16 protein-coding genes are annotated in these 25939 nt (G+C 71.8%); 6 read left to right on the forward strand and 10 right to left on the reverse strand.

Annotated elements, in window-relative coordinates; genetic code table 11:
- Positions 1 to 24: 24 nt before the first annotated feature.
- On the forward strand, positions 25 to 387 hold the full coding sequence (locus SSPN_RS0125185) for a hypothetical protein (RefSeq protein WP_010310449.1): 363 nt from the start codon (positions 25 to 27) through the stop codon (positions 385 to 387).
- A 59-nt stretch (positions 388 to 446) separates the two neighbouring features.
- Here the strand turns inward: SSPN_RS0125185 and SSPN_RS55365 are convergent, their stop codons facing one another.
- From SSPN_RS55365 to SSPN_RS0125220, 7 genes are all read right to left on the reverse strand, one after another.
- Complete coding sequence (locus SSPN_RS55365) at positions 447 to 668, reverse strand: hypothetical protein (protein WP_101376953.1); 222 nt, start codon at positions 666 to 668, stop codon at positions 447 to 449.
- Between the two features lie 958 nt (positions 669 to 1626).
- A complete protein-coding gene (locus tag SSPN_RS49265) occupies positions 1627 to 3564 on the reverse strand; it encodes a hypothetical protein (RefSeq protein WP_010310453.1) in 1938 nt (645 codons plus the stop codon).
- A complete protein-coding gene (locus SSPN_RS0125200) occupies positions 3561 to 5735 on the reverse strand; it encodes a hypothetical protein (protein WP_010310455.1) in 2175 nt (724 codons plus the stop codon). The genes SSPN_RS49265 and SSPN_RS0125200 overlap by 4 nt, the downstream gene beginning before the upstream one ends.
- Complete coding sequence (locus SSPN_RS0125205) at positions 5732 to 8854, reverse strand: tubulin-like doman-containing protein (protein ID WP_010310457.1); 3123 nt, start codon at positions 8852 to 8854, stop codon at positions 5732 to 5734. Before SSPN_RS0125205 ends, SSPN_RS0125200 begins: the two co-directional genes overlap by 4 nt.
- A gap of 15 nt (positions 8855 to 8869) precedes the next feature.
- Positions 8870 to 11113 (reverse strand): vWA domain-containing protein, encoded by a 2244-nt coding sequence (locus SSPN_RS0125210; RefSeq protein WP_158309643.1) that lies wholly within the window; start codon positions 11111 to 11113, stop codon positions 8870 to 8872.
- A gap of 1 nt (position 11114) precedes the next feature.
- Positions 11115 to 13844: a CHAT domain-containing protein gene (locus SSPN_RS0125215; RefSeq protein WP_029535704.1), complete on the reverse strand. Its 2730-nt coding sequence runs from the start codon at positions 13842 to 13844 to the stop codon at positions 11115 to 11117.
- On the reverse strand, positions 13841 to 16573 hold the full coding sequence (locus SSPN_RS0125220; RefSeq protein ID WP_148272036.1) for a hypothetical protein: 2733 nt from the start codon (positions 16571 to 16573) through the stop codon (positions 13841 to 13843). Before SSPN_RS0125220 ends, SSPN_RS0125215 begins: the two co-directional genes overlap by 4 nt.
- A 339-nt stretch (positions 16574 to 16912) precedes the next feature.
- Between SSPN_RS0125220 and SSPN_RS57025 the strand changes: the two genes are divergently transcribed.
- Both SSPN_RS57025 and SSPN_RS0125230 read left to right on the forward strand, forming a co-directional pair.
- Positions 16913 to 17704, forward strand: coding sequence for a hypothetical protein (locus tag SSPN_RS57025; protein ID WP_010310461.1), 792 nt, complete (start codon positions 16913 to 16915; stop codon positions 17702 to 17704).
- Positions 17701 to 19449, forward strand: coding sequence for a hypothetical protein (locus tag SSPN_RS0125230; protein WP_010310462.1), 1749 nt, complete (start codon positions 17701 to 17703; stop codon positions 19447 to 19449). The genes SSPN_RS57025 and SSPN_RS0125230 overlap by 4 nt, the downstream gene beginning before the upstream one ends.
- Positions 19450 to 19470: 21 nt before the next feature.
- Here the strand turns inward: SSPN_RS0125230 and SSPN_RS45725 are convergent, their stop codons facing one another.
- On the reverse strand, positions 19471 to 21483 hold the full coding sequence (locus SSPN_RS45725) for a hypothetical protein (protein WP_010310464.1): 2013 nt from the start codon (positions 21481 to 21483) through the stop codon (positions 19471 to 19473).
- A 100-nt stretch (positions 21484 to 21583) separates the two neighbouring features.
- On the opposite strand from SSPN_RS45725, the gene SSPN_RS0125240 reads away from it, so the two are divergent.
- Both SSPN_RS0125240 and SSPN_RS0125245 read left to right on the forward strand, forming a co-directional pair.
- Entirely contained in the window at positions 21584 to 22573 is a 990-nt protein-coding gene (locus SSPN_RS0125240; protein WP_029535706.1) for a hypothetical protein, read from the forward strand.
- A 74-nt stretch (positions 22574 to 22647) separates the two neighbouring features.
- Complete coding sequence (locus SSPN_RS0125245) at positions 22648 to 22905, forward strand: hypothetical protein (RefSeq protein WP_010310466.1); 258 nt, start codon at positions 22648 to 22650, stop codon at positions 22903 to 22905.
- A gap of 94 nt (positions 22906 to 22999) precedes the next feature.
- Here SSPN_RS0125245 and SSPN_RS0125250 read toward each other — a convergent pair whose 3' ends face one another.
- Positions 23000 to 24097, reverse strand: coding sequence for a hypothetical protein (locus SSPN_RS0125250; protein ID WP_143539726.1), 1098 nt, complete (start codon positions 24095 to 24097; stop codon positions 23000 to 23002).
- A gap of 408 nt (positions 24098 to 24505) precedes the next feature.
- On the opposite strand from SSPN_RS0125250, the gene SSPN_RS0125255 reads away from it, so the two are divergent.
- Positions 24506 to 25387: an NAD(+)/NADH kinase gene (locus SSPN_RS0125255; protein WP_101377414.1), complete on the forward strand. Its 882-nt coding sequence runs from the start codon at positions 24506 to 24508 to the stop codon at positions 25385 to 25387.
- 79 nt (positions 25388 to 25466) lie between these two features.
- Here SSPN_RS0125255 and SSPN_RS0125260 read toward each other — a convergent pair whose 3' ends face one another.
- Positions 25467 to 25934, reverse strand: a complete 468-nt coding sequence (locus SSPN_RS0125260) for a DUF6194 family protein (protein WP_010310471.1) — start codon at positions 25932 to 25934, stop codon at positions 25467 to 25469.
- Between the last annotated feature and the right edge of the window lie 5 nt (positions 25935 to 25939).

Below are 25939 nucleotides of genomic sequence, written 5' to 3' on the forward strand. Positions count from 1 at the left end.
CACTCAGTTAGCCAAGGACCACCCATGTGGGTGATGCCCGAGGGCGCTGAAGATACGTTGCAGCGCATAGACTTCCGCCCCGTGACTGCAGTACCGCACACCTCGACCGAGGCAGCCCTGCGCGACGCGGTGGACACAGCACTCATCGACTTGCTCACCGCGCAGCACAATCCCGGCGACCGAGCGCACCAGGCGTTGACCCGCGCGGTCGGCCTCCTGGACCAGCACCCGCACATCGAAATCTCCGACGACGCCGCGTCCGCGGTCCGCACCGCCGCCGACCGCCTGGCCGAGGGCGCCCGCGACGACGCGCGAACCGCCCTGGTGACCGCCCGCGGCCAACTAGCAGCTCCCGGATCCCGGCTGAACTCCCGCAACACCGGCTGAAACGTCCCGGAAGCGGAAGCCGGGCACGCGCGTGGCCGACGCCACGACGCGTGTCCGATTCACTGCGGAACCGACTCACCCCGCGGCTGTTCGTCGCGGCGCACCCCCTGCCTCAGCCGGTCCGCCAGTTCCTCCAGGAACCAGTTCAGCACCGACTCTGCCGTTTCCACGTCGGCGGTCGCACCCCTCCCCAGAGCTTCCTTACGCGCCCGCCCAGCAATCCTGATCTCCTCGCACAACTGCTCGTACGGGAGGTCGCTGCACCTCGTGAACAGATCCATTTGAGACCACTCCGTGGCCATCGAGGGACCGGGGACTCGCGTTGCAGCGGGCCCCCGACCTCTCGCCCCCATTTTTTGCGTGTCCTCGAATCGGATCGAGGACGGCCGATCGGCTATTTCGTGCGCACGTGTCTGAATCATATCTCGCAGCGCCAACAATCGCCTCCCCCGTTCGGAGATATGTTGGAAATTTACCATCATGACTACGTGAAATGCAGTCACAATTTGACCGCGAAGGTCCGCGGAGCCGATACCCGCAGCGAGCGCCCGCTCGGTGGCTTGGACCGGAATGGCACAGATGTGACCGGCACGACCGCCGCATACCTGGGTGAGGCCGCCGCGCGGGACTTCTTCCCCGACGTCGCCGGCGGCCGGTTCGGGCTGACCCCCGAGCAGCGGTGGGGTGATGCCCATGCGGTGCGCGGTTGCGGGTCCATATTGTCCGAGCAACCATCGCCGTGTTGCCGGGGAGGCAATGAGGTGGCCTGCTTCTTCGGAGGGATTTTGGGGGGAGGCCGAAGAAGCAGGCCACGGGCGGGCGATCGCGGTACCGCGGCTGTGTTGGGGGAGGTCCACGATCACTCCGGGCCAAGGTATGCCCGTGCGCCGAGCGATGCGCGCTCAGGCGTGCGGCCCGCGTGGCACCGCCCGGGGAGCGCCCCTTAGCCCGGGTGGGGCGTTTCCCGGTCGGATGCGGCCGCCGGCACTCCCCCGTGCAGCGCGCTGAGCTGCTCGAATTGATCGAGCGCCACTCAGCACGCCGCCCGGGATCCCGCTCCGGCCGCCAGGCACCCTCGATGCCCGCTTGGCGGCGGCGACCGGCGTTGGCCCTGCACAGCCGGGCCTTGTCACTCGACTGGGTAGTTTTCGTCCGCAGTAGCCCGATCGGAGTAGACGGCGGGAGGGTCAGCAGGATGGCCGGATCCAGATCGAGGTCAACTGCCTGATCGATCTCGGCTCAGGTGCCGACTCGGTCCGCCTCGATCATCCCGGCCATCGCGAGGATGGCGACGAGCGGCTCCAGCGCCCGGACCGGCTCGAACCCGCGCGGGAACCGCTCCTGCCCCGGCGCGGCTTCGCTGCCGCTGGCCGACACGAAGTGCAGGGTGCACCGGTCGAAGACGCTGAACGGGGCCAGCGCGGCGTGCTCCCCACGGTTCTGCAGGAACGCGAAGACCGAACTGCTCTCCATGTGCAGGAGCGCGGGATCGATCGTCGCGAGAGCATCGTTGCGGTGCCGCAGCCAGCGGTCGATCGGCGGGAGGTATCGCAGCCGGTCGGACTTGGTCGCGACGATCGCCGCGGGCAGTCGTTCGAAATCCGGCACCGCCCGGAGCCGGGCCAGGGACATCTCGAACGCCTGGTTGCCGACGCGCTCGGGCGCGGCTTCCAGCCCGTGCACGAAGATCACGGAGCCGGTGCCGATCAGGAAGCGCGCGAGCCGGGCGTCGCCGACCGCCTGCAGGTCCTCGCCCGCCACGTCGAAGAACACCAGTGGCCGGATTCCGCCCGGCCCGCTGAGCAGCAGGATCTCCGCCGGGTCGGTCAGGCCTTCGGGGGTGGCCGGCAGTTGCGCACCGCGTTGGGCCGGTTCGAGGGTCTGCTTCCGGTAGCGGTCGTGGCGGTGCAGGTCCAGCGCGGTCGCCGTCAGCCCGTAGGGCGTCAGGCCGCCGCGATCGACCACCTCGCGGACCATCGCGGCGAGCAGGTGGGTCTTCCCCGCCGATGGGCGGCCGATCATCGCCACGACCAGCGGCGGGCCGTGGTCGTGGTACGTCGCGGGCAGGAAATGCTCGGCGACGTCGTCCGACGGGTTGGGGCACCGGCGGTAGCCGCTGAGGCTGCGAAACTGCCGCTTCTGCGGGTCCTGCGAGGACGAGTCGTCCTCGACGAACTTCCCGTCGTCGTGACGCCACAGCTCGTCGTCTGGCAGCGGACGCGGATAGGAGTCCAAGCACACCGGGCAGCGGACCAGCGCGGGCTGTTCGTCCACTTCGGACTTCGAGGCGCGCCGCCAGGGCAGCCAGGACCGCGACGGGGCGCTCTGCACCGCCTGCGCCGCCGCGTTTCCCCGCTTGCGCCGCAACAGGTTCATGTAGGCCTCGACGCCCGGGACCAGCGCGCTGCCGGGAACGAGGACCGGCACTTCCGTTGGCTCGCGGAGCCTGGTCAGCAGGTCCGCCGGAGTCGGGCGGACCTCCGGCGGGTTGGCGAAAACCCCGTCGAGCAGCGTGCTCAGCGCGCCGCCGTCCACCGTGAGGTCCGGCGCGCCGCGCCCGGTGTGCGGGTGCACCGTGCGCCAGAGCGCCAGGCCCGCGTCCCAGACGTCGTCGCGGACGTCGGCTCGCCGGCCGTCGGGCGTCTCTCGCGGCTCGCCGATCCCGGCGGCCCGCTCGAAGTCGACGAGCTGCACGGTCCTGCTCCCGGAATCCCACCGCAGTGCCCCGAGCTCCACCCGGCCGTGGGTCACGCCGGCGACGGCGGCGAGGTGCAGGGCGCGCAGCACGCCTACCTGAAGCCGGTAGCGGTGCTGCGCCCCGAGTTCCGGCAGCAGCCCCTCGACGGGTTCGCCCCGGTACGGCTCGACGAGGACGAACGGCTCGTCGCCGTCCACGTCGTAGTACCGCAGCCTCGGCAGCTCGGGCGGGTAGCTGTCGTGCGGGAACGCCCACGCGAAGCGGTGCAGGGCCCGGATCTCGCGGTCCAGCGGGCGAAGCAGCCCCGGACCACCGGAATCGGCGCGGGGAACCCATTTCTGCAGCAGCTGCGGGCCGTCGTCCACCGACACCAGGCGGGTCGGCAGGCCGCCACCGGAGACACCGACGTCGCCGGCGACCGCCAGCCGGATCGTGCGCGGCGTGCCGTCGATCGCGCGGCACCGCACTTCGGTCGTCATTGGAACACCCCCTCCCTGAGCGGGACGAGCCGCACGGTGCCCGCGATCTCGGCTTCGCCGGTCCAGGTGACGCCCGACAGATCCCCGCACCGACCGCCGCGTACCGACACGGGTGCGAACCGCACGAGTTGTGCGCGGTCGGCCATGCCGCTGACGGCACCGAGCTGCCGGGCGTGGCACAGTTGCGTCATCTCGGCTTCGACGTCGCACCGGAGCGCGTCGCCGACCTGAGAGTCGTCCCACAGCCGGGCGGCGAGTTCGGCGCGATGGGCGCGTTCGCGGGCGAAGGGCGGTGGCACGAGCAATCCGTACTGCCCGAGGTGTTCGCGGTAGGCGGTGAGCAGCCGCTCGGCCTCCCGCGCGTGTTCTTCACGCGCCGCAGGCCGATCGGCGTCGATCCCGGCCCAGCACGGGCGGAGGGCGGCGATCGTCAGGTCGACTAGGTCGGTGACGACGACCTCACACACCTCCTGGTGGACGTCCCGGTCCGGTGGGTCGTACGGGTGGTTTCCATCGTGCTGCTCGGGAGAACCGAGCAGGTTGGCCGCGCGCCCGGCGAGCACTTCCCGGACGGCGGTCAAGCCGATCGACACCTGGCGCAGCCCCTCCGCGAACATCGCGCGCCGGGCCGAGGGCCGCCACTCGGCCCGGATCACCCCGTCCACCAGCTGCGCGGACCCGGCCAACCGGTCCCGGAGCCCGTCGAAGTCGAGCTTGCGCCGCCACTGCCGCACCGAACTCCGCCAGCCGACCCCAATCGTCCAGGCGGACAGCACCACCGCGAGCAGAACCGCGACCGCGCCCAGCAAGTCCGGAATTCCCGCACCGACAACGAGGAAGACCAGCAGCCAGCCGCCGAACACCGGCAATCCCCAGAACAACGCGGTGGGCGGCGCGGCCTCGGCGAAGCCCTGCTCGCCGGTCGCGGTCGGTTCCCGCGCCTGCAGCACCAGACCAGCGGCGAACCACGCCAAGACCAGCAGGGGCAAGAAGAACGCGGTGGCGATGCCCAGTGCGTGGGTTCCAAGCGCCGCGAGACCACCGGCCACCGCCGCTAGCGGCACCGCCAGCGAAGGCGGCGGCCACGTCGGGAGCCGCGGTGCCGGTCCGGCTGGCGGCGCCAGCCCCTCCAGCTCGGCGATGGCCGCCGAGCAACCTTGCGGCTCCTGGCCGACCCGTTCCGCGTCGAGGTCGGGGAGCAGGCACGCCACCGACCGGTACCGCCCGAGCCACTCCTCGACGAGCCGGCGCGAGCGGTCGCGGATGTCCCGCGGCCGCGCCGGAACCGGGCCACGCACCCCGAGTCGCACGACGACGTCCCTGCCGACGCGCTGTCCCCGCAGGTTCTCGTCGATGCGGTGCAACTGCTGGGTGGCCTTGTCGTGGAAGTCCCGCACCGCCGCCCGCGCCTCGGCGAGGACCGGCCCCACGGCCGGTCTCGGGGGCCGCTTCGGGAGCGGGGCGAGGAAGTGGTCGACGCGGGTGAGCGCGTGGTCGGCCGCGTTGAGCGCCGTGACGGCGCGGGTGTGGGCCTCCGCCAGCTCCGCGCCGGGGAGCAGGACGTCCTCGGCGGAGTCGACCTCGATGGTTTCCCGGACAGCGGCCCGGAATTCGTCCCGGGGCAGTTCCTGCGCCCCGCCCCGGCCCGCGTCCGGGTCGGTGAACCACGCGATGGCTTCCTCCTGCGCCCGGCGCAGCTCGACCTCGTGCAGGCTGGTCCGCTCCAGGACCAGGCCCGCGCTGGCCGTGCTGTAGGGCAGGGTGTTGACGGCCTTCACCACGGCGGCGAAGACCGCCGGATCGGTGAGGGCGTCGACCAGCTGTCCCAGGCCGGAGACCGCGGCTCGCGCGACCGCTCGCACCAGCGGCTCGGCCGGTCGCCACCGGATCCCGTCGGAGTGGCCGATCCAGACGGTCGCCGCCCGCTCGACGGGCGCCAGCGACGGCGCGGGCCGGATCCGCACCGCGCCGTCGGCGTGCCCGCCGTCGACGGCGACGCAGAGCACCCCGGAGACCGCGGGATTCCCGAGCAGCGCTTGGTAAACGTCGTCGTGCTCGGCGGCCTTCTCCGCGTCGTCGAGCACCAGGACCGCGCCTGCGGCCTGCTCGGCATCGCACTCGCCATTGCGCAGGTCGACGACGAGGACGGGGTCGTCGCGGCGGGCGGTCACCGGTCGACCGCCGGGGACCGATAGTCGAAGTAGTTAGTCATGTCCCGCAGGTTCGCGAACGGTGCCTGCACGCCCCGGAAGGGCAGTTCCAGCGCGGCGGGCAGGGTCCGGGTCCAGAACTCCTCGATCAGGTCGAGCTGTTCGCCCGCGCCGATTCCAGGCCGGTCGCGGATCTCGTCGAGCAACTGCGCTTCCTTCGCCGGGAGCTGGTGGAGCGTGGTGTAGAGCGGCGACGGCGGCTCGGGATCGCGGTCCACGTTGCGCGGCTTGATCGAGATCAGCTCCGCGGCGAGGTCGCGATTGGTGCCGCTGCCGTTGCTGATCACCCACTCCTCGTAGGCCTGCAGCAGGCTGCCCCACGAGGAGAGCTCCCGGAACGGGGTGAGGTCCAGGACCAGCGGCGGGGCGTCGGTGTGGCCGGTGTGCACCCGGATCCGCTGCGGGCTGCGGTCGTGTCCGGGCGGGTCCACCTCCACGAGGCCGTTCCACATCGCGTTGAGGAAGCTCTGCAGGATCAGCGCGCGGTCGGTCGGGGTGGAGATCAGGTAGCCCGGTGCCCTGCCGAGCCGCTGGCGCCACGACAGCCGGTCGTCGGCCCGCTCGTACCGCCGGGCGTCCGCCGCGAGCTGGACGGCCTCGCGCATCTCGGGCACCTGGGTGATGCCCATGCCGGTGCGGAAGAAGACGACGACGAGCGAATCGGACTCGTTCGGCCGGAACACGATCGACGGCGCGTGCTCGGACGGCAGCAGTTCTCGCCGCAGGAACGTCTCCACGGCGTTGTCGGGCGCGCTGCCGGGGTAGGAGATGAGCACCTTCAGGTCTCCCTCGCCGGCGGGCGCGTACCCACCGGGGACCAGCCCGGCCAGCTGCTTGCGGAAGTGCGTGATGTCGGCGTCGTCGATGGCCGTGTCGGCCCGGCCGACGGTCGCCGCGAGCAGGTCCCGGATCGACGGGACGAGGGCCCGCTCGCCGCCGCCGGGCCGGAAGCACTCCGAGACGGCGCCGCGAATCCGTTGGCGCACCAGGTGAACCGCCGCTTCGGGCTGCTGCCGGCCGACTCGGTAGGCGCCGGACCAGCCGTCCTCGCCGAGGATCAGGCCGACGATGTCGGCCGCCGTGTAATTCGTGCCGAGCCGGTCGCGGAACCGCTCCACCAGGGCCTCGCGCACCCGCGAGTAGAAGCCCTCCAGCCCGCCTTGTCCGGGTGGCAGCAGGTAGGACACCCCGAGCCGGGGCGCGTAGAGCTGCGCGGCGCGTTCGGAGAACTGCCGGTCGTCTGCGGCGATGTGATCCGCGAATTCGTCGGTGATGGCGGTGAGCCGGTCGCAGAACGAGCGCCAGCGCGGCTCCCAGACCCGCTCGTTATTGCGCCACGCCTCGTGCCACTGCCGCCGGACCCGCCACTGGTACCAGGCGTCCTGGTCCTCGACCGCCTCCTGGACGCCCTGGTCCGGCCAGCGCAGCCGCCGCAACGTGCGCCGCCGCTGCACGGTCTCGGGCTGCGGCGGGTGCAGTCCGAACTCGCCCGGCGCCCGCCGGGATTCCTTGCGGTCGTTGAGGATCTTCTCGTACCCGCCCCGGTCGAGCTTCTCGGGATAGGCCGGATCGCCGCGCAGAACCCGCCGCAGCCGGAACGGGTCGATCGTGCGCGACAGCTCCTCCGCGGCCTTGGCCGGGTCGAAGTCCCGGGCCAACCGGCCGAGGTGCGGGCCCAGCAGGCGCTCGTTGCGGTCCAGGCTCTCCTGCATGGTCCGCGCCCGGGCGCTCAGCGCCTGGATGATCGAGTCGTAGCCGACGGGGACGTCCTCGACGTCGGCGAAGGGCTCCAGCGGCGCGCAGGTCAGGAAGCCCTCCAGCCCGGCGGCGACGTCGAAGCGCTCGATGAGGTCGCGGTTGCGCACCCCGGCCCCGGTCGGTGCCTGCCGCATGACCCGCACCGCCTCGGCCAGCAGCCGCGAGCTGACCACGTCCGCGAGCACCGCGAGCGGGATGGTCAGCGAGGCGACCGCGGACGTCGACACGCCCCGCCGGCCGATGCCGGTGTCGGCGAACGCCGAGCGGCTGGCCGTGTCGTTGATGAAGCGGTCGGCGAAGGACTGATCGCCCTCGGAGCCGGCGCCGATCAGGGTGGTGACCAGCGAGACCATCGAGCGGACCAGGTCATCGCCGCTGACCCCGTCCTTCGGCCGGCCGAACAGGAAGGCGGTCTGCACGGTGGCGGGCCGCAGGCTGGTCGGGCGCGGTTCGCCGGGGAACCAGACCGACAGCGGGCCCACGTCCTGGGCACCGCCGACCTCGTCCCCGGCCCCCTGGGCGTTCTGGTCGTCGATCAGGCGGAACAGGTCGACGAGCGCGGTGGCCGAGTTGAGCACGGCGGCCCGGCCGCCGCCCATGCCTTCCTTGAACGCCGAGGGCATCAGCACCAGCGGGTAGATCCGGGCCTCCGTCCCGGCCTGCCGCAGGTGCTCGCCGATCAGGTGCAGGTAGTCGTAGAAGATGCCGCTGCCGGTGCCGCCGGCCACCGAGAAGGCGACGAACACGTCGACGGCGTTGCCCAGCTTCCCGCCGAGCTCGTGCAGCACCGCCCCGGAGGCCTTGATCCGCTGCATCGCCGCGGTCACGCCGTGCAGCACGGCGCCGGGTCCGTGGCCCTGGCGCATCGTCTCGAACAGCACCGCCCGGCCGACCGTCGGGAGCTGGCCGGCGCCCGCGCTCAGCGGCGCCACCCGGGGATCGGTCTCCGGCCCGGGCAGCCAGCCGATGGGCTCGTCCAGGGTGATCCGCATCGCCTGGGCCAGTTGCGCGCTGTTGTGGTGGTTCGGCGGGACGAGGTTCGCGATGAGGTGCGTGGTGTGCTGTGCGGCGACGTGGTGGTCGGAGCTGGGCACCACGTTCGGCAGCACCTTGCTCAGCTCGTCGATGCTGAGGTCCGCGTACACGAACTGAAGGCAGGACGGCAGCTGGTAGGGCAGGTAGTCGTGCCCGTGCATGCGCGCGATGAGCTCGGTGCCGTCGGGGCCGCAGAGCGACTCGCGTAGCACTCGCTCCAGCTCGCGGCCGACGCGGCATCCGGTGCCCCCGAGGCCGAGGAACAGCATCGGCTGGTGGATCTTCATGGTGGGGTCCTCACTTCAGAGGTCGTAGGGGTCGTACGACCGCTTCGGTTTCGTCGTTCGTCCACTTCGGACTTCCTTGCCGCGGGCGGGTTTCGCCGCGCGCCGCCGGGCTGGCCGGTCGTGGATGACCAGTTCCACTCCGTCGGCCAGTTCGAGCACCCCGCCCGGGGCCAGGCCGAGCGGTTCGCCGGACGGCCCGGTCAACACCGGCCCGCCCGCTGCCCGCTGCACCCGGTAGCGATCCCCGCCGGAGCCCGCGGTGATGCGGGTGTCGGCGGCGCTTTCGCCGCGGTGGACGCCGAAGCGGAACTCCACCCCGTGCTGGTGTGCCTTGACCGAGTTGCCGGTGGGCTGTCCGTGGCGGCGCAGCTCGACCCGGATCCCGCGGACGTCGCGCTCGGCGTTGCGCCGCCGCCTCCGCAGCAGGACCGCGCCGACCGCCGCGGTGGCCGCGGCGAAGAGCAGGACCCAAAGCCACCAAAGGGATTCGTACCACGACGGCGGCGCCACGACTTCGCGCTCGAACACCGGATCGCGCAGCACCGCACCGGTGGCCTCGTCCACCAGTCGGATGCGGCCCTGGTTCGATCCCAGCGCGGTCGCCGGGTCAAAGGTGAGGGTGAAACCCAGCCGCTGCGAGCCCGCCGCCGGCGGGACCACCAGCTTCTCCGGCGAGGCCGTCACCAGCGCTCCCTGGCTGAGATCGGTCAGCTCGATCCGGATGGTCCTGGGCTGACCGGTCGCGTTGTTGACGTCGATGCTGCCGTTCAGCGAGGTTCCGGCGACGACTTCGGCTTCCGCGTCATCGAGGTTCAGCACGCTCTGCACTCCTCCCGCTCCGGACGAGATCCGGGTGGGCAAGATCTGGTGGTCGCCGCTCACGCCGACCCCGGTGATGCCGCCGACGAAGTCCAGCCGCCCCGTCGCGGTCTCGGGCACGACGATCCGGCCCTGGTACTCGCCGTCGCCGTCCTCGTCCGACAGCTCGACCGGCGGGACCGGGGCGAACCCGTCCCCGCGCAGTTCCGCGGTCAACGTCAGGCCTTTCAGCTGCTCCGGGTCCTTGATCGCCGTCCTGGCGCCGCGCACCCGCATGAAGAACTGCACCGCAGATCCCGGGGCCGGGGTCTGCGGCGCGATGTACGGGAGCGCGCGGACCGCCCCCTGGAAGACCGTCATGGCCCCGACTTCTTGCGGCGGCACTCCCGGCCGGGACTCCAGCAGCACGGTCCAGCGGCCCGGTGTCGGGTTGAGGATCCGCATCGCCTCGGCCTCGGTGTCCTGGCCGCCCAGCTCGAAGTGGGAGCCGCCGAAGTCGCCGTTGGCCGGGACCTTCCCGCCGTTCGGGTCGAGGTAGCTGACCAGGATCCGCGGGTCGCGCTTGAACACCAGGATCGTGCCTTCGCTGGCGATGGCCGGGACTTCCACGGGCAGCTCGACCGTCCCGCCGGAGGGCAGCTGGCCGGGCACGGGCTCCCCGACGCTCGTGCAGCGGGCCGAGCTGGACGCCCGGCCGATGGCCCCCCAAAGGTCGGCGGACTCCTTGATCACCGTCGCGCTCGGCGGCGCGGTGCGCAGCCCGCAACGGTCCTGCGCGGCACCGGTGGCGAACTCGTCGAGCTGCTTCTGGTCTGCCTGGCCGAATCCCAGCGGCCAGACGCTGACGCCGGCGTGGTTCAGCTCGTCCAGCACGCCGGAGAGCCGGAACCGCGCGGTGGCGTTGCGCTCATCGGCGGTCCTGCCGTACTCGGGGCTGTCGCGCACGTCCAGCATGCCATCGGTCAACAAGAAGACGATCTTGGGCTGTCCCTCGGCGCTCGGCTGGCTGAGGTAGCTCAGCGCCTGGCGCAGGGCCTGGACGTGGTCCGTGCCGTCGCCCTCGGCCGGGGCGCGCCGGTGGATGCCGCCGACGCAGTCGCCGAGGAACTGCCGGCTCTGCGGCGAATCCGGTTTCGTCGGCGGGCAGACCGGGTCGACCGCCGACCGGCCAGGCGCGTTCGCGCTGCCGAAACCCAGCACCGACACGGTGGAATCCCGGGCCGGCTCGCCCTGGACGATCACCCGCGCGGCGTCGCGCTCGGCGGCTACGTCCTGCTCGGTCAGGCTCCCGGACTGGTCGACCAGCAGCACGATCTGCACCGGCTGCAGCGCGGGCGGCGCGTCCTGCGCCGACGCTGGTGGCAGCGCGGTCAGCGGCACCACGCCGGCCAGCAGCAGCGCTGCGGTCCTGGCGGCCCACCGCCCGGTTGCCGATCGCAATTCACGCATCCCTTCCCCCGGAGCGTCGACGCACCGCACCCCACCACCGGGAAAGCGGCTCGTACCAGAAGTTCTGGTGCCCGACGTCGCCGTAGAGCGTCCACAACGCCCAGCGCGCCGGATGGCCGTCCGCGTGGTGCTGCACGTGTTCCTCGCGCAGCGCCCGGAAAAGCGCGACGTCGCGCGGGTGGCGGCGCAGGTTCTTCTCGAAGCCGTCCAGCACCCGGGCGGCGACGACGTCGAGCGCGTCCCACCGGGCGGCCACCACCGACGAAGCTCCGGCCAGGAACGCGGCGCGGACGAAACCGGTGCGCTCGTCGCGGCCGATGCGTTCGGCCATCCCGGATTCGCACGAGCCCAGCATCAGCGTGCCGGTGCGGCGCAGGTTCATCTCCTGGAACTCGCGTGCGCTCAGGTGCCCGGATTCCCCCTTCGGCGCGAGGAAGAGGATCGATTCCGGGGCGGAAGCCGGCTGGAACTCACCGTGCCCGTCGACGCGGACCAGGCGGAACTGCCCGGACGCCAACTCCTCGCGCAAGGCTGCGGGGGTAGCCGCGGCCCTGCTCAGCACCTTGCGGCCGACCACCTCCGTGGCAGCCTCGAGCGCCTCCTCCTCGTCGGCGGCGGCGCCGGCGGCCTCCGGTGCCACGGCTTCCGGTTGCACCAGCAACATCTGCTCCCCCAACGTTCCCCGCTGCCCGCGGGCTCGTCGGCGCAGCGGTCGCCTGATGGACAGGCACGGGAGATCGGACAGCGCGTACTTGCCGCCGAGCAGCTCGCCCGACGGCCCCGGGCAGGGCAGCAGCGCGAACGGGATCTCCGCGAGGTCACCCCCGGCGACCACAGCGATCCGCTCGATGTGCCCGGGCAGCTTCCAGAGCCGACCGATCCCCAACCTGCGTACGACCGCGTGCAGCTTCTGATCGAAGTGGCACGTCTCGGAGTTCCTGGGCTTCCGCAGCCGCCCTTCGAGCCGGACGCCGTTCGCCCAGCAGTCCTTCAGTTCGCCGATCGCCTCCGCGAGGTCGATCTTGGTGCTGCCAGGTGCGCCGCGCACCGATGCGTGCCGCACGTGCACCCCGAATGGCCCCCTACGCCAGACGAACGCGTGGTGGACCCCGTCCGGGGTGGCGTGCAGCATCCAGATCAGCTGCTTGCGCGGGAGACCGCGCGCGGCCTGGCGAATCCACCGCCGCGCGCCGGCGAGATCGCCGAGTCCGGGCAGATCGCGCACCAACGGCTGCTCGTCGGGCAGGATCCGCGGCAGGATCGCGGAACCCCTGGCGGCTTCCATCGCGACGACGGCGGCGACCGCCGCGTGCTTCTCACCGCGCTCGATCGCCCGGGCCGCCGCCTCGATCCGCTTGTCGAACTCCGTCGGATTCGCCAGCAGCATCCGGATGCGGTTCTCGTCGTCGTCCTGCCGCGACGCCAAGTGCTCCTCGAGCCGGTGCGCTTCGGCCCAGGCTTCCGCCGCTTTCGCCAGGCCGTCGACGCTGCCACCCAGCTCGCGGAGCCGCTCGTGGGCGTCGCCGAGGCGTCGCAGTGCGGTGATCCGGTTGACTACCGGCGAATCCTCGGTCGCTGCGCTCACCTCCAGGTGGTGGACCGCCTGCGCAGCGGTGGTCGGATCATGTTCCAGCTTGGCGATCGCCAGGGCGATTTCGCCCGCGGCTAGGTGCCATTCGGCGACGTGCCAACCGGTGGTCTCGGGTGGGGCTTGCTCGGTGAGCAAGAGCCGTTCCGCTTCGTCGACCCGCTGCTTGGCCAGGACGCGCCGCTCGGCCTCGTCGGGTTGTCCGGGCTCGGCGAGCCGCATCGCGGCTTCGGCGTAGGCGCGGGCTGCTTGCAGCAGATGCCCACCCATGCCCACCACGCTGAAGCTGTCGGCGCTGGGATCCAGCCGCCCTGCGACGAGGCGGTTCTCCTCCGGTTGCGGGGACTGCTCTGCCGCCGCGTAGAGCTCCGGCAGCAGCTCGTCGGCCTGGGTCGAGTGCAACAGGCGCAGCAGGCGGATCTTCGCGAAGAGGAACTGGAACCGGATGGCCGGATCCAGCTTCCCGGCGAGCGCCGGCGCCAGCTCGGCGAGGGCCTTCTCGTACCACCCGTCCATCCGCAGCTCTTCCGCCCGGACCATCCTGGCCTGCGGCGAATCGTCATCGCCGCGCACCGCCTTCGACGCGTCGCCGCGTCGTCCTTCGACCGCCCTGATGTCAAGGTCCACTTTGGACGCTGCGGCTTCGTCTCCCAGCTCGGCGAATACCAACCGCACCTCGCGGAGGTGGCGCAGAGCTTGACCGGTATCCCCGCGCAGAGCGGCAGCGAGGCCCCGGAGCCGGTCCAGGTGGGCTTCGTCCTCGCGCCGCAGGTGCCCTCCGGCGGCGATCCGATCGATCTCGTCGAGTTCGGCGGCGATCCGGGAGTTGTCCCCCATCGCCAGGCGTGTCTCGGCGCGCAGCAGCCGCAGCTGGAGGTTTTCCCCGTCGTTGTCCAGGTATTCCTCGCAACGGGCCAACGCGGTCGTGCTGTCGTCGAGGGCCCGGAGCCGGCTCACGTGCTCCGCGGCGAGCGCGGCGGCCAGCGCCGGACTGCCGGAGGCGAGGCGAACCGACTGCCCGTACAACCGGTCCATCGCTGGCACGTCCTCCCGTTCGAACGCTTCCCAGGCCGCGCCGAGCGCCACGGCCAGCGGCGTCCCCGCGTCCACTGCGAACTCCGCTGGTCCGGTCATGAGCCGCATTCCTCGTCCCGCGTCGGCGGATTCAGGCCGTCGCTCGGCTGGCACTGCTGCACGAGCACGACCTGGTTGCTGGGGCTGACGGGCAGGGGAACCCCGAACGGCCCGGATCCCCAGTCACCGCCCGGCCCGCCACCGAACGGCCGACCGAACACGATGTCCTGGTCGGGGGCGGCGAGGGCGCTGACGGTGCCCGTGTCGAGCAGCGACCAGACCTGCCCTTCCGCGGAGATCGGGCTGACACCCGGACCGAGGACCACCACCGGCTCCGCGATCCTGACGCGCACCCGAGCGTTGCGCTCGATCGGCCGCGGCAGGTGCGTCGACCGATCGGCCAGGACGTAGACGGAGGCGGTGGCGGGCACCTGGCGGAGCAGTTCGCCGTACGTCGTGGTGAACGGCTCCGAGATCTCCTGAAGCCTGGACATCTCGATGCCTGGCAGCTGCGCGGGCCGCTGGACGCTGAGGTAGGACTCGCCGGGCACCACCTCCGCGACGAAGCCCGCCTGGTTCGGCGCCTGACCGATTGTTTTCCGGACCCAGCCATCGGCGAAGCGGTAGCCAGTCCCACCCGCTTCGGGGTAGCTGTAGAGGAAGCCGGGCGCGTTCTCCAACCCGTGCGCCGGGTCCTGCCGATCCCGCTTGACCAGATCCCGGAACCGGCCGAGCAGACCGAGATTCACGACGATGTCGGTCTGCCGCACCCCGCTGGCCTCCGGGCGCAGCGCGGCCACCGTCCCGAACGGCTGCCCCTGGGCCTGGACACCGGCGGAGATGCCGTGCTCGCCGGAACGCATCGCCATCTCGACCAGGCGTCCGTCCTCGCCCCGGAATCGCGCCTCGCCGAACGGGATCTCCCTGCGCGGCGCGCCTTCGGTCACCACCGACGCACCATCCGGGCCGCGCCGGACACCCCGGGTCAGGCCCTCCGGCGACCCCGCGTCGCCGAGCTGCCTGATCTGGGCCGTTCCGGTGGACTGGTCGACGTTGGTGGCGGCGGGATCGACCGGCTTGGCCCGCCGCATCCCGGGCGGGAGCGGGTTTTCGGCGGGTGTACCGCCATGCCGCGCCAGGGAATCGCCGAGCGTGACACCACCGTACACATAGGACAAACCGCAGTCGGAGAACGCGGGCGAGGGAACGGTAAGCACGGACTCCGCCCGTCCGGGCAGGGACGCCGAGACCGGGCGCGCGCGCTCGCGCAGCTCGCTGTGCTGCTCGTGCCAGTCTGCGAACCGCAGGTCGGACCTGATCTCGTCGTCCGGCAGCTGCGGCAGGGATTGCCCACTCCCGGCGAGCCATTCGAGGGCCCCGGACCAGCGCATCAGCTCCTCGAGGCGCCAGAACTCGGATTCGTAATCGGCGATGTCCGCGTAGTGGCGATCCCACCAGGCCGATGCGCGCCCCATGCGGTAGGTGGCTTCGAGCTCCTGCCCGCCGGGCCCCTGCGAGCGCACGAACAGCCGGGTCGCCTGGGCGCCGATGTCGACGCCGTCCGGTCGGTAGTCGAACGCGCCGTCGGCCTGGCCCAGCCACAGCCGCGCCGATTCCGCGGGCGGCGACCGCTCCCCCGCCGGCGGGCAAAGCCCGGCTGGGGTGGGGGCTTCCGGGTTCGGCACGAACCCGGAAACCCTTCCGCCGGAAGGAACCCCCGCGCCCACTCCGGCCACCCAGTCCTTCATCACCAGGTCGGTGTAGAAGGCGGTCATGCCGACCTCGGTGCCGGCAGTTTCGCCTTCGTAGCGGGCCTCGTTGACCGCCGGGAGCCCGCTGAGCAGGTTGTGGAGCGCCCACAACTGGGTCCGGTCCGCAGGCAGGCCCCGGGCGCGCAGCGCATCGGCGGGCGGGTCGCCGCGGAACAGGTGCCCCTCGATGAGGGCGGTGAGCTCGGCATCCCAGTTCCCGCTGGCGACCCGGCCGACGAGCTCGGGTGCCAGGTCTGGAATGGCGGCCCGGATCTCGTCCGGGCTCGAAATCGGCTTGGGGTCCAAGGAGAATCCCGGCCCCGGTTCACCATGCTGGCGGTAGCCGCGCTGGAGCACGGAAACGTCCTCCGGCCGGACGTTGCCATCGGGCAGGTCCGGCCAGTTCCACCCGGCCGCCCAGACCTGCCCGTTCCGCAGTTCCAGCCGCGAGAGGTGATTGGTGTCCGCGAGGAACCCTTCCAGGTCCGCTTGCTGGTCAAGCGGCGCCTCGCGGTAGCCGTTGGCCGCGCGGAACTCCGCAGCGGGAGTCTTGGGTTGGGCGTACAGCTCAACCTTCTGGTTCTCCGGGCGCATCCGGTACCGGTGCACCTGCACGTCGACCGGGTCGGAGCCCGCATCGACGCGGTGCTGGTCGAGGAGCCGACCGAGGGTGCGGGACGGGTGCGGGTCGTTCTCCGGCACCAGCAGGTGCAGCGTGCGGCCGTCGAACAGCGACCGGCCGGGACCTACGGGCTGCTCGACGAGCCCGTCGAACAACGGATCCCGCAGCGGCATCGTGTCGTGCAGGGCATCGACGATGCGGTCCTGTTCCACGCCCAGCGACGACGCCAGCGCGAGCCTGGCCCAGTCGCGGATCTGCTCCTCGGCCTCGGCCGGATCGAGCCCGGCCAGCCAGGACGCGGCCTTGGAGTACGAAACGAGGTGGGCGTCCTCCTCGCCCGGCTCCCCGGAGCCCGGCCAGGAGCAGGCGTCGGCCACCAGCAGCGTGAGCACGATCAGCCACCCGGTGACAGCCATGCGCCACCGTCGGCGGGTCGGGTCGGTCATGGCTGCCTTCCGATGATCTGCGATCCGCATCTGCGAGGGCTTGCGATCATGCACTGACGGACGAGGGAGGGCCCGGCATCGCGCGGCACGATGACCACCGCTCGGGGGGCGCGTCCGCCGCGGTCGAAGGCGCCGCCCGTTCCGGTCGTCCGTCAGGGGTTGTCGTCAGAACCACCTAGCATGGCGGCTCTCCTTCCGATCGGTCCGGCACGGACCTCGGGTGGGGCCTGGATCGGCCTTCCGGGGCCGGACGACCGGATGGCGAGCCGTCGCGGTGCGGCGGACATCCGGTGAGCGCGGAGGAGGCTCATGGGCGTCATCACCTGGGACGGTCACCTGCGGATCGACCACCTCCCGGACCGCGGCACGGTCGCCGTCACGCTGCTGACCGCGGAACCGACCCTGGAGGTGCAGTTGCGCAGCGGTCTCGTCGCCGGATTCGTGACCTCCGATCCGGATGGGCCGCCGACGTTCGTCTCGGTAGCGCTGCGCGACAACGGGATTCCGGACGACGTGGCCGAATTGCTGGGCCCGCGCGTGGCGGCGGCCGTCGCCGACGCGATAGCCGCGGGCGATCCAGGGGGTTGGCTCGAACTCGACCTCGGCGAGGTCGACGGCCTCGCCGAGGCCTGGGCACCGTACCGGGCGGTGGCGCTGGACCCGGCGGTCCCAGCACCCCGGGGCACGCTGGGCGCCTGGGCGGGCGAGCTGTGGACGCGGCTGGACCTGGCGGGCTGGGCCGATGCCCTGCGGGGCCCGGAACTGCGTTTCAGATCCGGGGAATCCGGCGAGCGGGAACCGGATCCGCCTGCGGCGCAGGAGATCTGGCGGTTGCCCGACGAGCTCGCCGCCGCGGTCGGGGTGGCACCCGAAGTGACGTGGACGATTCGACCGCTGGCTGGGGGTGCGGTCGAAATCGACCTGGCCGTTCGGCCCGCCGGAGCTGCGGCGAACGCCGTGCTCCAGGCGGGCCCGGACGACGGCTCGCAGCACTGGGAAACGTTCGAGCCGGATCCCTCCGGTGTCCTGCGCGCGCGGCTGGTCGCCGCCGGCGATCCGGTCGGCGTGCGGTTCCGCTCCGAGAGCCGGAGGCCGGCATGACTTCAAGCGACGAACTGGCGGCGGCCGCGGACGAGCTGTTCGGCAGCATCTACGCGGACGACCTGCACGCGCTGGTCCACAAGCTCGGATCGCTGGGGGCGCTGCGGGACGTCGTCGTCGAGCGGGCGGGGAAAGTGGTTGCCAAGCTGGCGAAAGCCGAGGCGCCGGTCAAGCCGGACGAGTGCGGCGTACTCGTCGCGGCGTGCCTGACGTGGGGTCGCTGGCATTCCGGTGTGCAGCGCAACACCGGCAACGCCGCGGCGAAATTCGGTCGCTACCGCCGGTTCCCCGGTCTCCCGCTCGACGTCCTGGTCCGGGTCGGCCGGGTCGACTCCGACGATGACGACCGCACCATCGCCCTGCTGGCCCGCACCGTGCGCATCCGGCGACTGGTGACCGGGGCCCGCCCGGTCGGCGAGCCGGAGTTGCTGCTCAACGTGGTGGTACCGGCGATCGTCGAGGCGCTCGTGGAAATCCCCGGGCAACCGGCGGTTTCCGACGCCGACGCGGCTGACGTCGTCCTCGACGTGCTGGAGCGCGGCGCCCGGCTCACGGCCGAGTACCGGGCGGCCGGGCTGTCCACCCCGAGCGCGGCCAATCCGCTCCCGGTCACCGGCAACGCCGACTTCCTGGTCCGGCTCGCCGCCTACCGCGTCGCCATCGCGGAGCGCCGTGGCCTGGCCGGGGACGATCCGCTCGACGAGCTGGCGAAGTCCGTGCCCGAGCTCGCGGGCATCCTGAACAGGGCGATGACGCGCCCGGCCGGTTCCTGGATGCGGCGCGGTCCCGACGAATCCGATGTGGCGGTGGCAATCGACCAGTTCGCGGTCCACCTCGGGAGCGCCGCGCCCGGGGGCGGCGCGGCGGGCAAGCGCGTCAACGCCGTGCACCGCGTGCTGAACCACCGGCTCCACCTCGATGAACGCCCGGACCAGTTGCCGGTCGACGACCTCGACCAGAAGCCGTCATCCGGCGCACCGGACCACGGCGAGCGGCTCTCCGACGTCGAGCAGCTGGCCGGCTGGTTCGTCGCGAAGCTCTTCGCGGACGCGGATTCCGCCGCGCGGAACCCGCTGCTGACATGGCTGCGCAGCAAGCCCGGCGAATACCCGAAGACCAAGGACTTGCCGGTGCTGGTGCGCAGGCTGCGGGTGGCCACCGATCGGCTCGGCCGCCTGGCGCAGGCCGACGAGCTCGCGACCGCCCGGCCACCTCGACCGGCGGGAATCACCCGGGGCCAGTTCGAGGACCTGATCGCGGAGCTGGCCGCGGCCGCCGACCCGTCCGCCGTCGAGGGGTGCACGCTGGTCGGCGTCCACCACTTCACCCTGAACGCACTGAGTCCACTGTGGTCAGATCGGGCACCCGCCGTCAAAGCCCTCACCCGCTACCTGGTGGCGGAACTGACGCCGGCGGCCAGGAAGGACAGCACCGACGGCGCGGCCAAGGTCCTCGTCAAGGCCAAGCTCATCGCCCGGCACGGGACGCGGGCACCGATGCAGTTCGTGGAGCGATCCGCGAGGCCCCTGCGCGAACCGTGCTGCCCGGAAGCGGACCGGTCGGCCCAGGCCACGCCCCGGGAACCCGTTGCGGCGGACGAAATCTGCCCGCACCGGCAGTGGGGCGAGACCGGCTTGGTGGACAACTACCGTTCGCTGGGCGACGCCGCAGGCATCGCGCCGGACGCGGCACGCCGACAGCTGGAGCGGTACAAGGGCCCCTGGCCCGAGCTGCTGCACCAGTAATCCATTGCCGGGCAACAGCTTTTAGGTCCAGATCGCGTCGAGGCGGCGGCGGAGGTCGGCCATCAGGTGGTAGTGGCTGTAGCTGGCCTCGCTGCCGCCGGTGACCCGCCGCACCCAGTCCTCGGCCACCGCCAGCACCCGCCGCACCCAGTCCTCGGCCACCGCCAGCAACCGCTCGGACCGCTCGACCTCGTCTGGTCCCGCCACCCCGGCGTCGACGGCCGCAAGCAGTGCGGGCACGGCGAGCAAGCAGAAGTGCGCCGCCGGTTCGGTCGGCCGGGCCAGCAGCGCGGCGGTCTCCCGGTCGTCGAGCGCCTGGCAGATCCAGCCGTGCCCGCACTCCGCCCAGCGGGCGGCCTGCGCCGGCTGCCCGGCTTCGGCGGCGAGCCTGCTCAACGTCGTCGTCGCCCGGGTCGCCACCTGCAACGACTGGCGCAGCGGCAGGAAGCTTTGCGTCCGCTTCCAGTACAGCTCGCGGGCGGGGATGACGGTGTTGGCGAAGAGCTCGACGGCGGCGAGCAGGTCGGACTCGTCGTCCGGGTGGGAGGCCAGGTACGACGCGTAGTTGTGCAGGTGGTGCCCGACGGCCAGCCGCGAATCCGGGTCGGTCGGCCAGTCCGGGGTGATCTGCAGGATGCGCTGGTAGGCGTCCCAGGTGCGGCGCAGCCAGTCGTCCAGTTCCGCGGGCGGCGGCAACTTGGCTTCCGGATCGGCGGCGTTGGTCCGGCGCACGATGTTGATCTCGACGTTGGCCGATGAGACCGCTTCGGCGGCGGCGCCCCGGTCCACGACGCCTTCCTCGGCAAGCTCGATGCACCGCTCGACCTGCGCCATCAGCTCCTCGACCGCTCCGGCCAGGTCGTTGCGGCGATCATGGCGCAGCGTGTGCACGGTCATGTCGGCCGCGCGGCACCGCGCGAGAACCGTCAACGGATCGCCGTCTCCCAGGCACTCCCTCGCGACCGTCGCCACCTCCGCGAGCAGCGGCACGATCGCGCCCCTGGTCTGCTCGCGCCCCTCGGCGTCGAACTGCACCTGCCGCAGCACAGTGAGCAGACCGATCAGCACCGCCCGCCGCGCGAGCACCGGAAGCTCGCCCAGCTCGGACGCTTTCGGGATGCGCGGCAGCACTCCCGTTGGGGACGAGTCCCGGTCGAGCAGGTGCGCCACCTGCTCGACGTAGCGGTCGACCTGTTCGGTGGGCGGGACGAGCGCCTCCACGACGAGCTGGCCGGGGCGGCGCTCGCTGAGCCAGAGGTGGCTGGAACTCCGCTGGGTTCCGATCGCCATCAGCTCGCGCAGGAACCGGTCCACCACCTCGCCCGGCACATCCGATCCGAGCAGCCGGACCGTGTGGTCGGCCAGTTGGAGGTCGCGGGGCCGCGACGAGGTGCCCGCGCCGCCGTCGGCGTGCGGCCCGCCCACTTCGCAACGCGTCAGCGGCAGCTCGGCGGACGCCCCGGCGAGCGGCAGGTACCAGTCGACGAGCAGCTCGCGCTGGATGGTTCGGGCCCGGATCGCCGCGGCAACCAGGGCAGGTTGCGTCCGGAAGGCCTCGAGGACCAGCGCGGCCCACGCGGCGAGGCGCGACCGGACCGGCAGCTCCGACCCGTCGGCCGCGACGAACAGCCCCATCGCGGACTCAACGGCGTTGACGACCGGGACCAGCAGCCGGTTCGTCGCGGTCAGCACGACCGCCGCCTTCGTGTCGGGTCCGAACCGGTTGAGCGTGGCGTTCGGGATCTCGTTCGGCAGGGATCCACCCGGGCCGGTAACCGCGATGCGGTCGACGATTGCCCACGTGTCGGGGTCCGCGACCGGTGCTTTGGCCCGGCCACGGGTCCGCAGCGGTGCCCCGCGCGCGATCTCCGACAAGGTGATCTTGTTGTAGTCGGAGACCCAGGTCTGCGGGCCGAACGGGCCGCGTTCCCACGGCACGCCGAACAGTGGCCCGAGCTTCCGCGCGAGTCTCGCCGGGACTATCTCGGACCTGGCCTCCGGGATATCCGGCACCTCGGCGGGCAGCAGGCCCATTCACCCTCCTCGACTCCATTCGACCGGCACATCGTAGGTTCGCGATTTTATCGAAAAAAACCGTGACGAGCATTTTTGTGCTCTCGTAAAATTTCGTGCTATGACGACAGTGCTTCCAGGCCTTCGCCCCACCGGCGACCGGTCGCAGCAGGCGGTCGGCGTGCCCGAGCTGCTCGACGTGATCTGGCACGAGACGCGTGCGAGCCGCGCGGCGATCCACCGGGCCCTGCCCGACACCCGCTGCGACCTGCGGATCAGCACTTCCAGCCGGAACCGGCAGCGCAACGACACGGTCCTGCTCGACGGCGACTGCGTCTGCCGCGACTTCCTCGTCGACATGCTCGTGGAGTGCCACCGGCACCTGGCCGACCGGGCTGGCGAGCTCGTGAACCCGCTGGGCGCCGCGCGCGTGCACCTGCGCAAGAAGGCGGCCCACGACTGGATCCGGCGGCGGCGGACCGAGGTCGGCGCGCAAGCCCGGGTCGACCGCATCCGGGAATCCGCGATGGCCCTCGGCCTACCCGACGAGTTCCACCGCGCCCTGCTGGAGTACCTCGCGGACGAGGCGGGCGTGATGGCCCCGCTGGATAGCCAGGAAGCACTGCTGCGCCGGCTCGCCACCCGCTGCGCCGCGGAGTTCGGCGGCGCAGCGGAGCACTACCGCGCACAAGTCGCGGCCGGTGTCGCTCTCGTCGAGCGGCACTGCCGATCCGGCACCCGCGTCAACGCGGGCACCCCGGCGGAACCGGAGAAGGTGACCTGGTGGGAGCGCTACATCGAGCGGCCGATGGGCCGCAGGCCGCGGCGCACCGACAAGCCGATCGCCACCCCGGAGTGCGGCGACGCGGCGAACCTGCCCGCGCACGACCCCGAGCAAGTCGCCGACGATTCCGCGGAATTCGACGCGCGGGTCGTCGCCGTCTTGGTCGCCGCCCTCCGGCGCCAACCCGTCGCCCCCGACGCGGCCCTCCGCGCCGGGCTCGCCGACCTGGTCGCGCAGGGCCTGATCCCGCAGTGGTGCGCCGTCGAGCTGTGCGAGGACTGCAACCGCTTCGCCGTGGCAGCGAAGGAGTTGTCCGCGCTGGCCTGACGCTTCGCCGTTTCCGTGAACGCACTCGGACAGCGTCGGCCAGTCCCGGCGCTGCACACGGAAAAGGGGCGAAGATGCACCGACACGACCGAAGCCACGACGAGCGGGTGCCCGGGAGGCGGAACGTGGCGGTCGCCCTGACGTTCACCGGGAACATCGGCACGATCTCCGCGTTGCTCAGCGCCGTCGCGAACACGCCGCTGCTGGTGCAGGTGTTACCGGTGCTGGTGTTCGCGGTGATCGCGGGATTCCTCGCGTGCGGGGCGGGACGCGCGCGGAACCGCTGCCCCGAATGCCACCCGCGCAGCAGAGATGAGCTGACCGATGAATGACCGACCGGGGAAACGTTGCCCGGCAACATGTTTCGGGCCAGGTCGGCCGCGACAGCCGACCTGGCCCTACGTTCCCGGGGCGGCGCCCGGATCGTCAGCTGCCGGCGAGGAGGCGGGCCAGCTCGATGTTGAACGCCGCCTCGGTCGGGGTGCGGCGACCGTGCCCGCAGGCCGCTGCGACTCCGACGACCCGTTGTCCGAGCGCGGTTTCGGCGAACGACAGCGCTTTCGCCGACAGCTCGGGTTGCCGCTCGTCGACGCATCCGGCGATCACGCCGATGCCGCGCGCGAGCCCGTGGAGCGGGGCGTAGGCGGCGGCATCCACCAGCGGTGGTTGATCACCGTGGGCCATCGGGATGTGGACGGTCGGCATCCGGCGGCCGTAGGTGCGCAGGTGCGCCGCCAATGCGTTGGCCACCAGCACCGCCGGACCGAGATCTTCCGGGCCGAACAGGGAAACGTGCCCCAGGTCGCCGTAGCAGAGGTGCAGCGTCCACCGCGCGCTGCGCGGTGCCGAAACGATCACCCGCGCGAGCTGGTGCGCCAGCAGGTGCGCGATCGCCGACCTCGCCGGCCGGGGCGCGCGGTGCAGCAGGTAGAGAACCACCGGGGACTCCAGTTGGAGCACCACTTCGCCCGGCCCGTGGCGGTGCGCGATCTCGGCCACCTCGGTGGCGATCATCCGCTCGAACACCGGGAAGTGCCGCAAGACCCGCGGCGGGTCGCCCAGCGTGAACATCGCGAGGTCCAACGGCGACGGCACGCTGGCCTGCACCGGCGGAAGCGCCGCGGGCCCGCCCAGCTCGCGCCAGGTGGTGACCGCCCGGTAGACCTCCTCCGGTCGGCCCAGCGAGACGTCCTCGATCGTGAGCCGATGCCCCTGGCGCACCCGGTAGACCGGTATGTCGGCGTAGTCGGCGCACTCGCCGTCCCGCACCACCTCGAACGCGGGCACCTGCGCCCGGGAGCGCAGGTATTCGATGATCCAGGACGGATCGTCGTCGCACGGCACCGCGCTCAACCGGGCGCCGCCGGAGCGATCGAGCACCCACTGCATCCTGGTCCGCTGATCGGGGGCGAGGTCTTTGGGCAGCGAGCCCACCAGGTGCACGACGCGCGAGGTGGCGGTCCGCTGGCCGACCGCGGTACGGGCCGCGGGTATCGATGATCCGAGATCGAGTTGCGAAGTCATCAGGGATCTCCGTTCGTTCTGCGCGGCGAGCGGCCGGCTCGGGATGTTGATCGATCTGGCCGTTGCGGATTTGACGTGCCATCCGGCTCGGCACCGGGGCCCCGAGATCGACGAGGAAACGCCCGCGGAGTCGCGGGCCGGGACGATTCCGATCATCGCACCGCCGCAGTCCGGATGTCCGACGCCGCCGGGAGAACGGGAGGCAAACCATCCGGTCCGGTGACGCATGTTCAGCATCGGGGCACGCCCGCAGTGGATCAAGCCCCAGAACGTGAAAATCTCAATACCTGGTGGAGATCTCGGCGCGGTCGGCAGCCTGCTCCGCCGGACCTGATTACCGACCCGTCAACCTCTACAGTGGACGCGAGATCCGGCACGGACCTCACCCGGACCGAAGGGCGGCTGGTCATGGGATTGATCAAGGCGGTCGGGCTGGTGCTGCACCCCGGGCGGCACCGCCCCGACGTGATCGAGACGGTCGTGGACTGGGCGCGGGCCAGGGGCATCGAGGTACTAGGCGCGCCGCCGGAGATCGCCGCCTACGCCCAGTCGATCACCGCACTCGCGCCCGCGCAGCTGGCCCGCCGCGCCAACCTCCTCGTCAGCCTCGGCGGTGACGGCACCATGCTGCGGGCGCTGCGGCTCGGCTGCGAGCACCAGACCCCGGTCCTCGGGGTGAACCTCGGGCGGCTGGGATTCCTGGCCGAGATCGACGTTCCCGAGCTGGACCGGGCGCTGTGCGCCATCGACGAGGACGGCTTCACGGTCGAGACGCGCTCCGGGCTGCACATCACCACCGCCGACCATGAGGTGGTCGCGTTCAACGACATAGTCTTGGTGCGGGTGCCCGGCCAGGGCATGGCCGAGGTCGAGGTGCAGGTCGAGGGGCACCCGTTCGTCAGCTACGCGGCGGACGCCGTCGTCGTCGCGACCCCCACCGGGTCCACCGCCTACAGCTTCTCTGCGGGCGGCCCGATCATCTCCCCCAGGGTCGAGGGGCTGCTGGTCACGCCGGTGGCACCGCACTCGGTCTTCAACCGCGCGATCTTCCTTTCCCACGGGGAGAGGCTTGCGCTGCGGATCCTGCCCGCGAGCAGCGAGCTCGGCGTGGAGGTCGACGGCCAGCTCGTCGCGCACCGATCGGCCGGGACCGTTCTCGACATCACGGTCGAGCCCGCCGCCGCCCGGGTCGTGCGGCTCGGCCGGACCACCTTCTACCAACGCGTCCAGCGCAAGCTCCACCTCACCGGGTCCGCCGCCGCGGTCGACGGCGAATCCGGCGGCGCGTAGCGCAATTGCCGCCCGCTGACACCGCTCCTGCCGCAGGCCCGGGTGCTGGTGCGGCATTGCCCAGCACCCGGACCGCCGGTCAGGACTCGGCCTTCCGGGCCTGCTGGTTCTCGTGCTTGCGGACCGCGAAGTCGTAGGCGTCGTCGAGCATTCCCCGAACCGCGTCGGTGGTTTCCGGGCCCGGGTTCACCACGCACACCCAGTGCTGGGAGGCGTAGTGCGGGTGGGGCACCACCTGGTCCCGCACCGAGTAGTCGAAGCCCGTGTCGAGCACGCCTCGCCCGTCCCGGCGCGTGGGCGCGGCACCGAACCGCTCGGTGTAGGCGCTCTTGGTCAACCCGATGTTGATCCGGTAGGCCCCCTGACGGCTCAGATCAGAGACCGAGTCGTAGTTGTCGCCGGTCACGATCGTCGCGAACGGGAACCAGCGGTCGTCGGGGAGATCCCCGTCCGGGTCGTAGCTGAAGAACTTGTCCCCGGAGTTCTCGACGGCTCGGACCCCGTCGAAGTTCTCCTCGATGTAGCGCGTCATGGCGGTGGCGTCCACCAGGT

This window comes from Saccharopolyspora spinosa NRRL 18395 (assembly GCF_000194155.1).
Lineage (GTDB): Bacteria > Actinomycetota > Actinomycetes > Mycobacteriales > Pseudonocardiaceae > Saccharopolyspora > Saccharopolyspora spinosa.

Excerpts from the sequence above, each read along its gene's own strand:
- SSPN_RS0125250 (WP_143539726.1), bottom strand. The coding sequence starts at position 24,097 with ATGACTTCGCAACTCGATCTCGGATCATCGATACCCGCGGCCCGTACC.
- SSPN_RS0125230 (WP_010310462.1), top strand. The coding sequence starts at position 17,701 with ATGACTTCAAGCGACGAACTGGCGGCGGCCGCGGACGAGCTGTTCGGC.
- SSPN_RS49265 (WP_010310453.1), bottom strand. The coding sequence starts at position 3,564 with ATGACGACCGAAGTGCGGTGCCGCGCGATCGACGGCACGCCGCGCACG.
- SSPN_RS0125215 (WP_029535704.1), bottom strand. The coding sequence starts at position 13,844 with ATGACCGGACCAGCGGAGTTCGCAGTGGACGCGGGGACGCCGCTGGCC.
- SSPN_RS57025 (WP_010310461.1), top strand. The coding sequence starts at position 16,913 with ATGGGCGTCATCACCTGGGACGGTCACCTGCGGATCGACCACCTCCCG.
- SSPN_RS0125245 (WP_010310466.1), top strand. The coding sequence starts at position 22,648 with ATGCACCGACACGACCGAAGCCACGACGAGCGGGTGCCCGGGAGGCGG.
- SSPN_RS0125220 (WP_148272036.1), bottom strand. The coding sequence starts at position 16,573 with ATGGCTGTCACCGGGTGGCTGATCGTGCTCACGCTGCTGGTGGCCGAC.
- SSPN_RS0125205 (WP_010310457.1), bottom strand. The coding sequence starts at position 8,854 with ATGAAGATCCACCAGCCGATGCTGTTCCTCGGCCTCGGGGGCACCGGA.
- SSPN_RS0125185 (WP_010310449.1), top strand. The coding sequence starts at position 25 with ATGTGGGTGATGCCCGAGGGCGCTGAAGATACGTTGCAGCGCATAGAC.
- SSPN_RS0125240 (WP_029535706.1), top strand. The coding sequence starts at position 21,584 with ATGACGACAGTGCTTCCAGGCCTTCGCCCCACCGGCGACCGGTCGCAG.
- SSPN_RS45725 (WP_010310464.1), bottom strand. The coding sequence starts at position 21,483 with ATGGGCCTGCTGCCCGCCGAGGTGCCGGATATCCCGGAGGCCAGGTCC.
- SSPN_RS0125255 (WP_101377414.1), top strand. The coding sequence starts at position 24,506 with ATGGGATTGATCAAGGCGGTCGGGCTGGTGCTGCACCCCGGGCGGCAC.
- SSPN_RS55365 (WP_101376953.1), bottom strand. The coding sequence starts at position 668 with ATGGATCTGTTCACGAGGTGCAGCGACCTCCCGTACGAGCAGTTGTGC.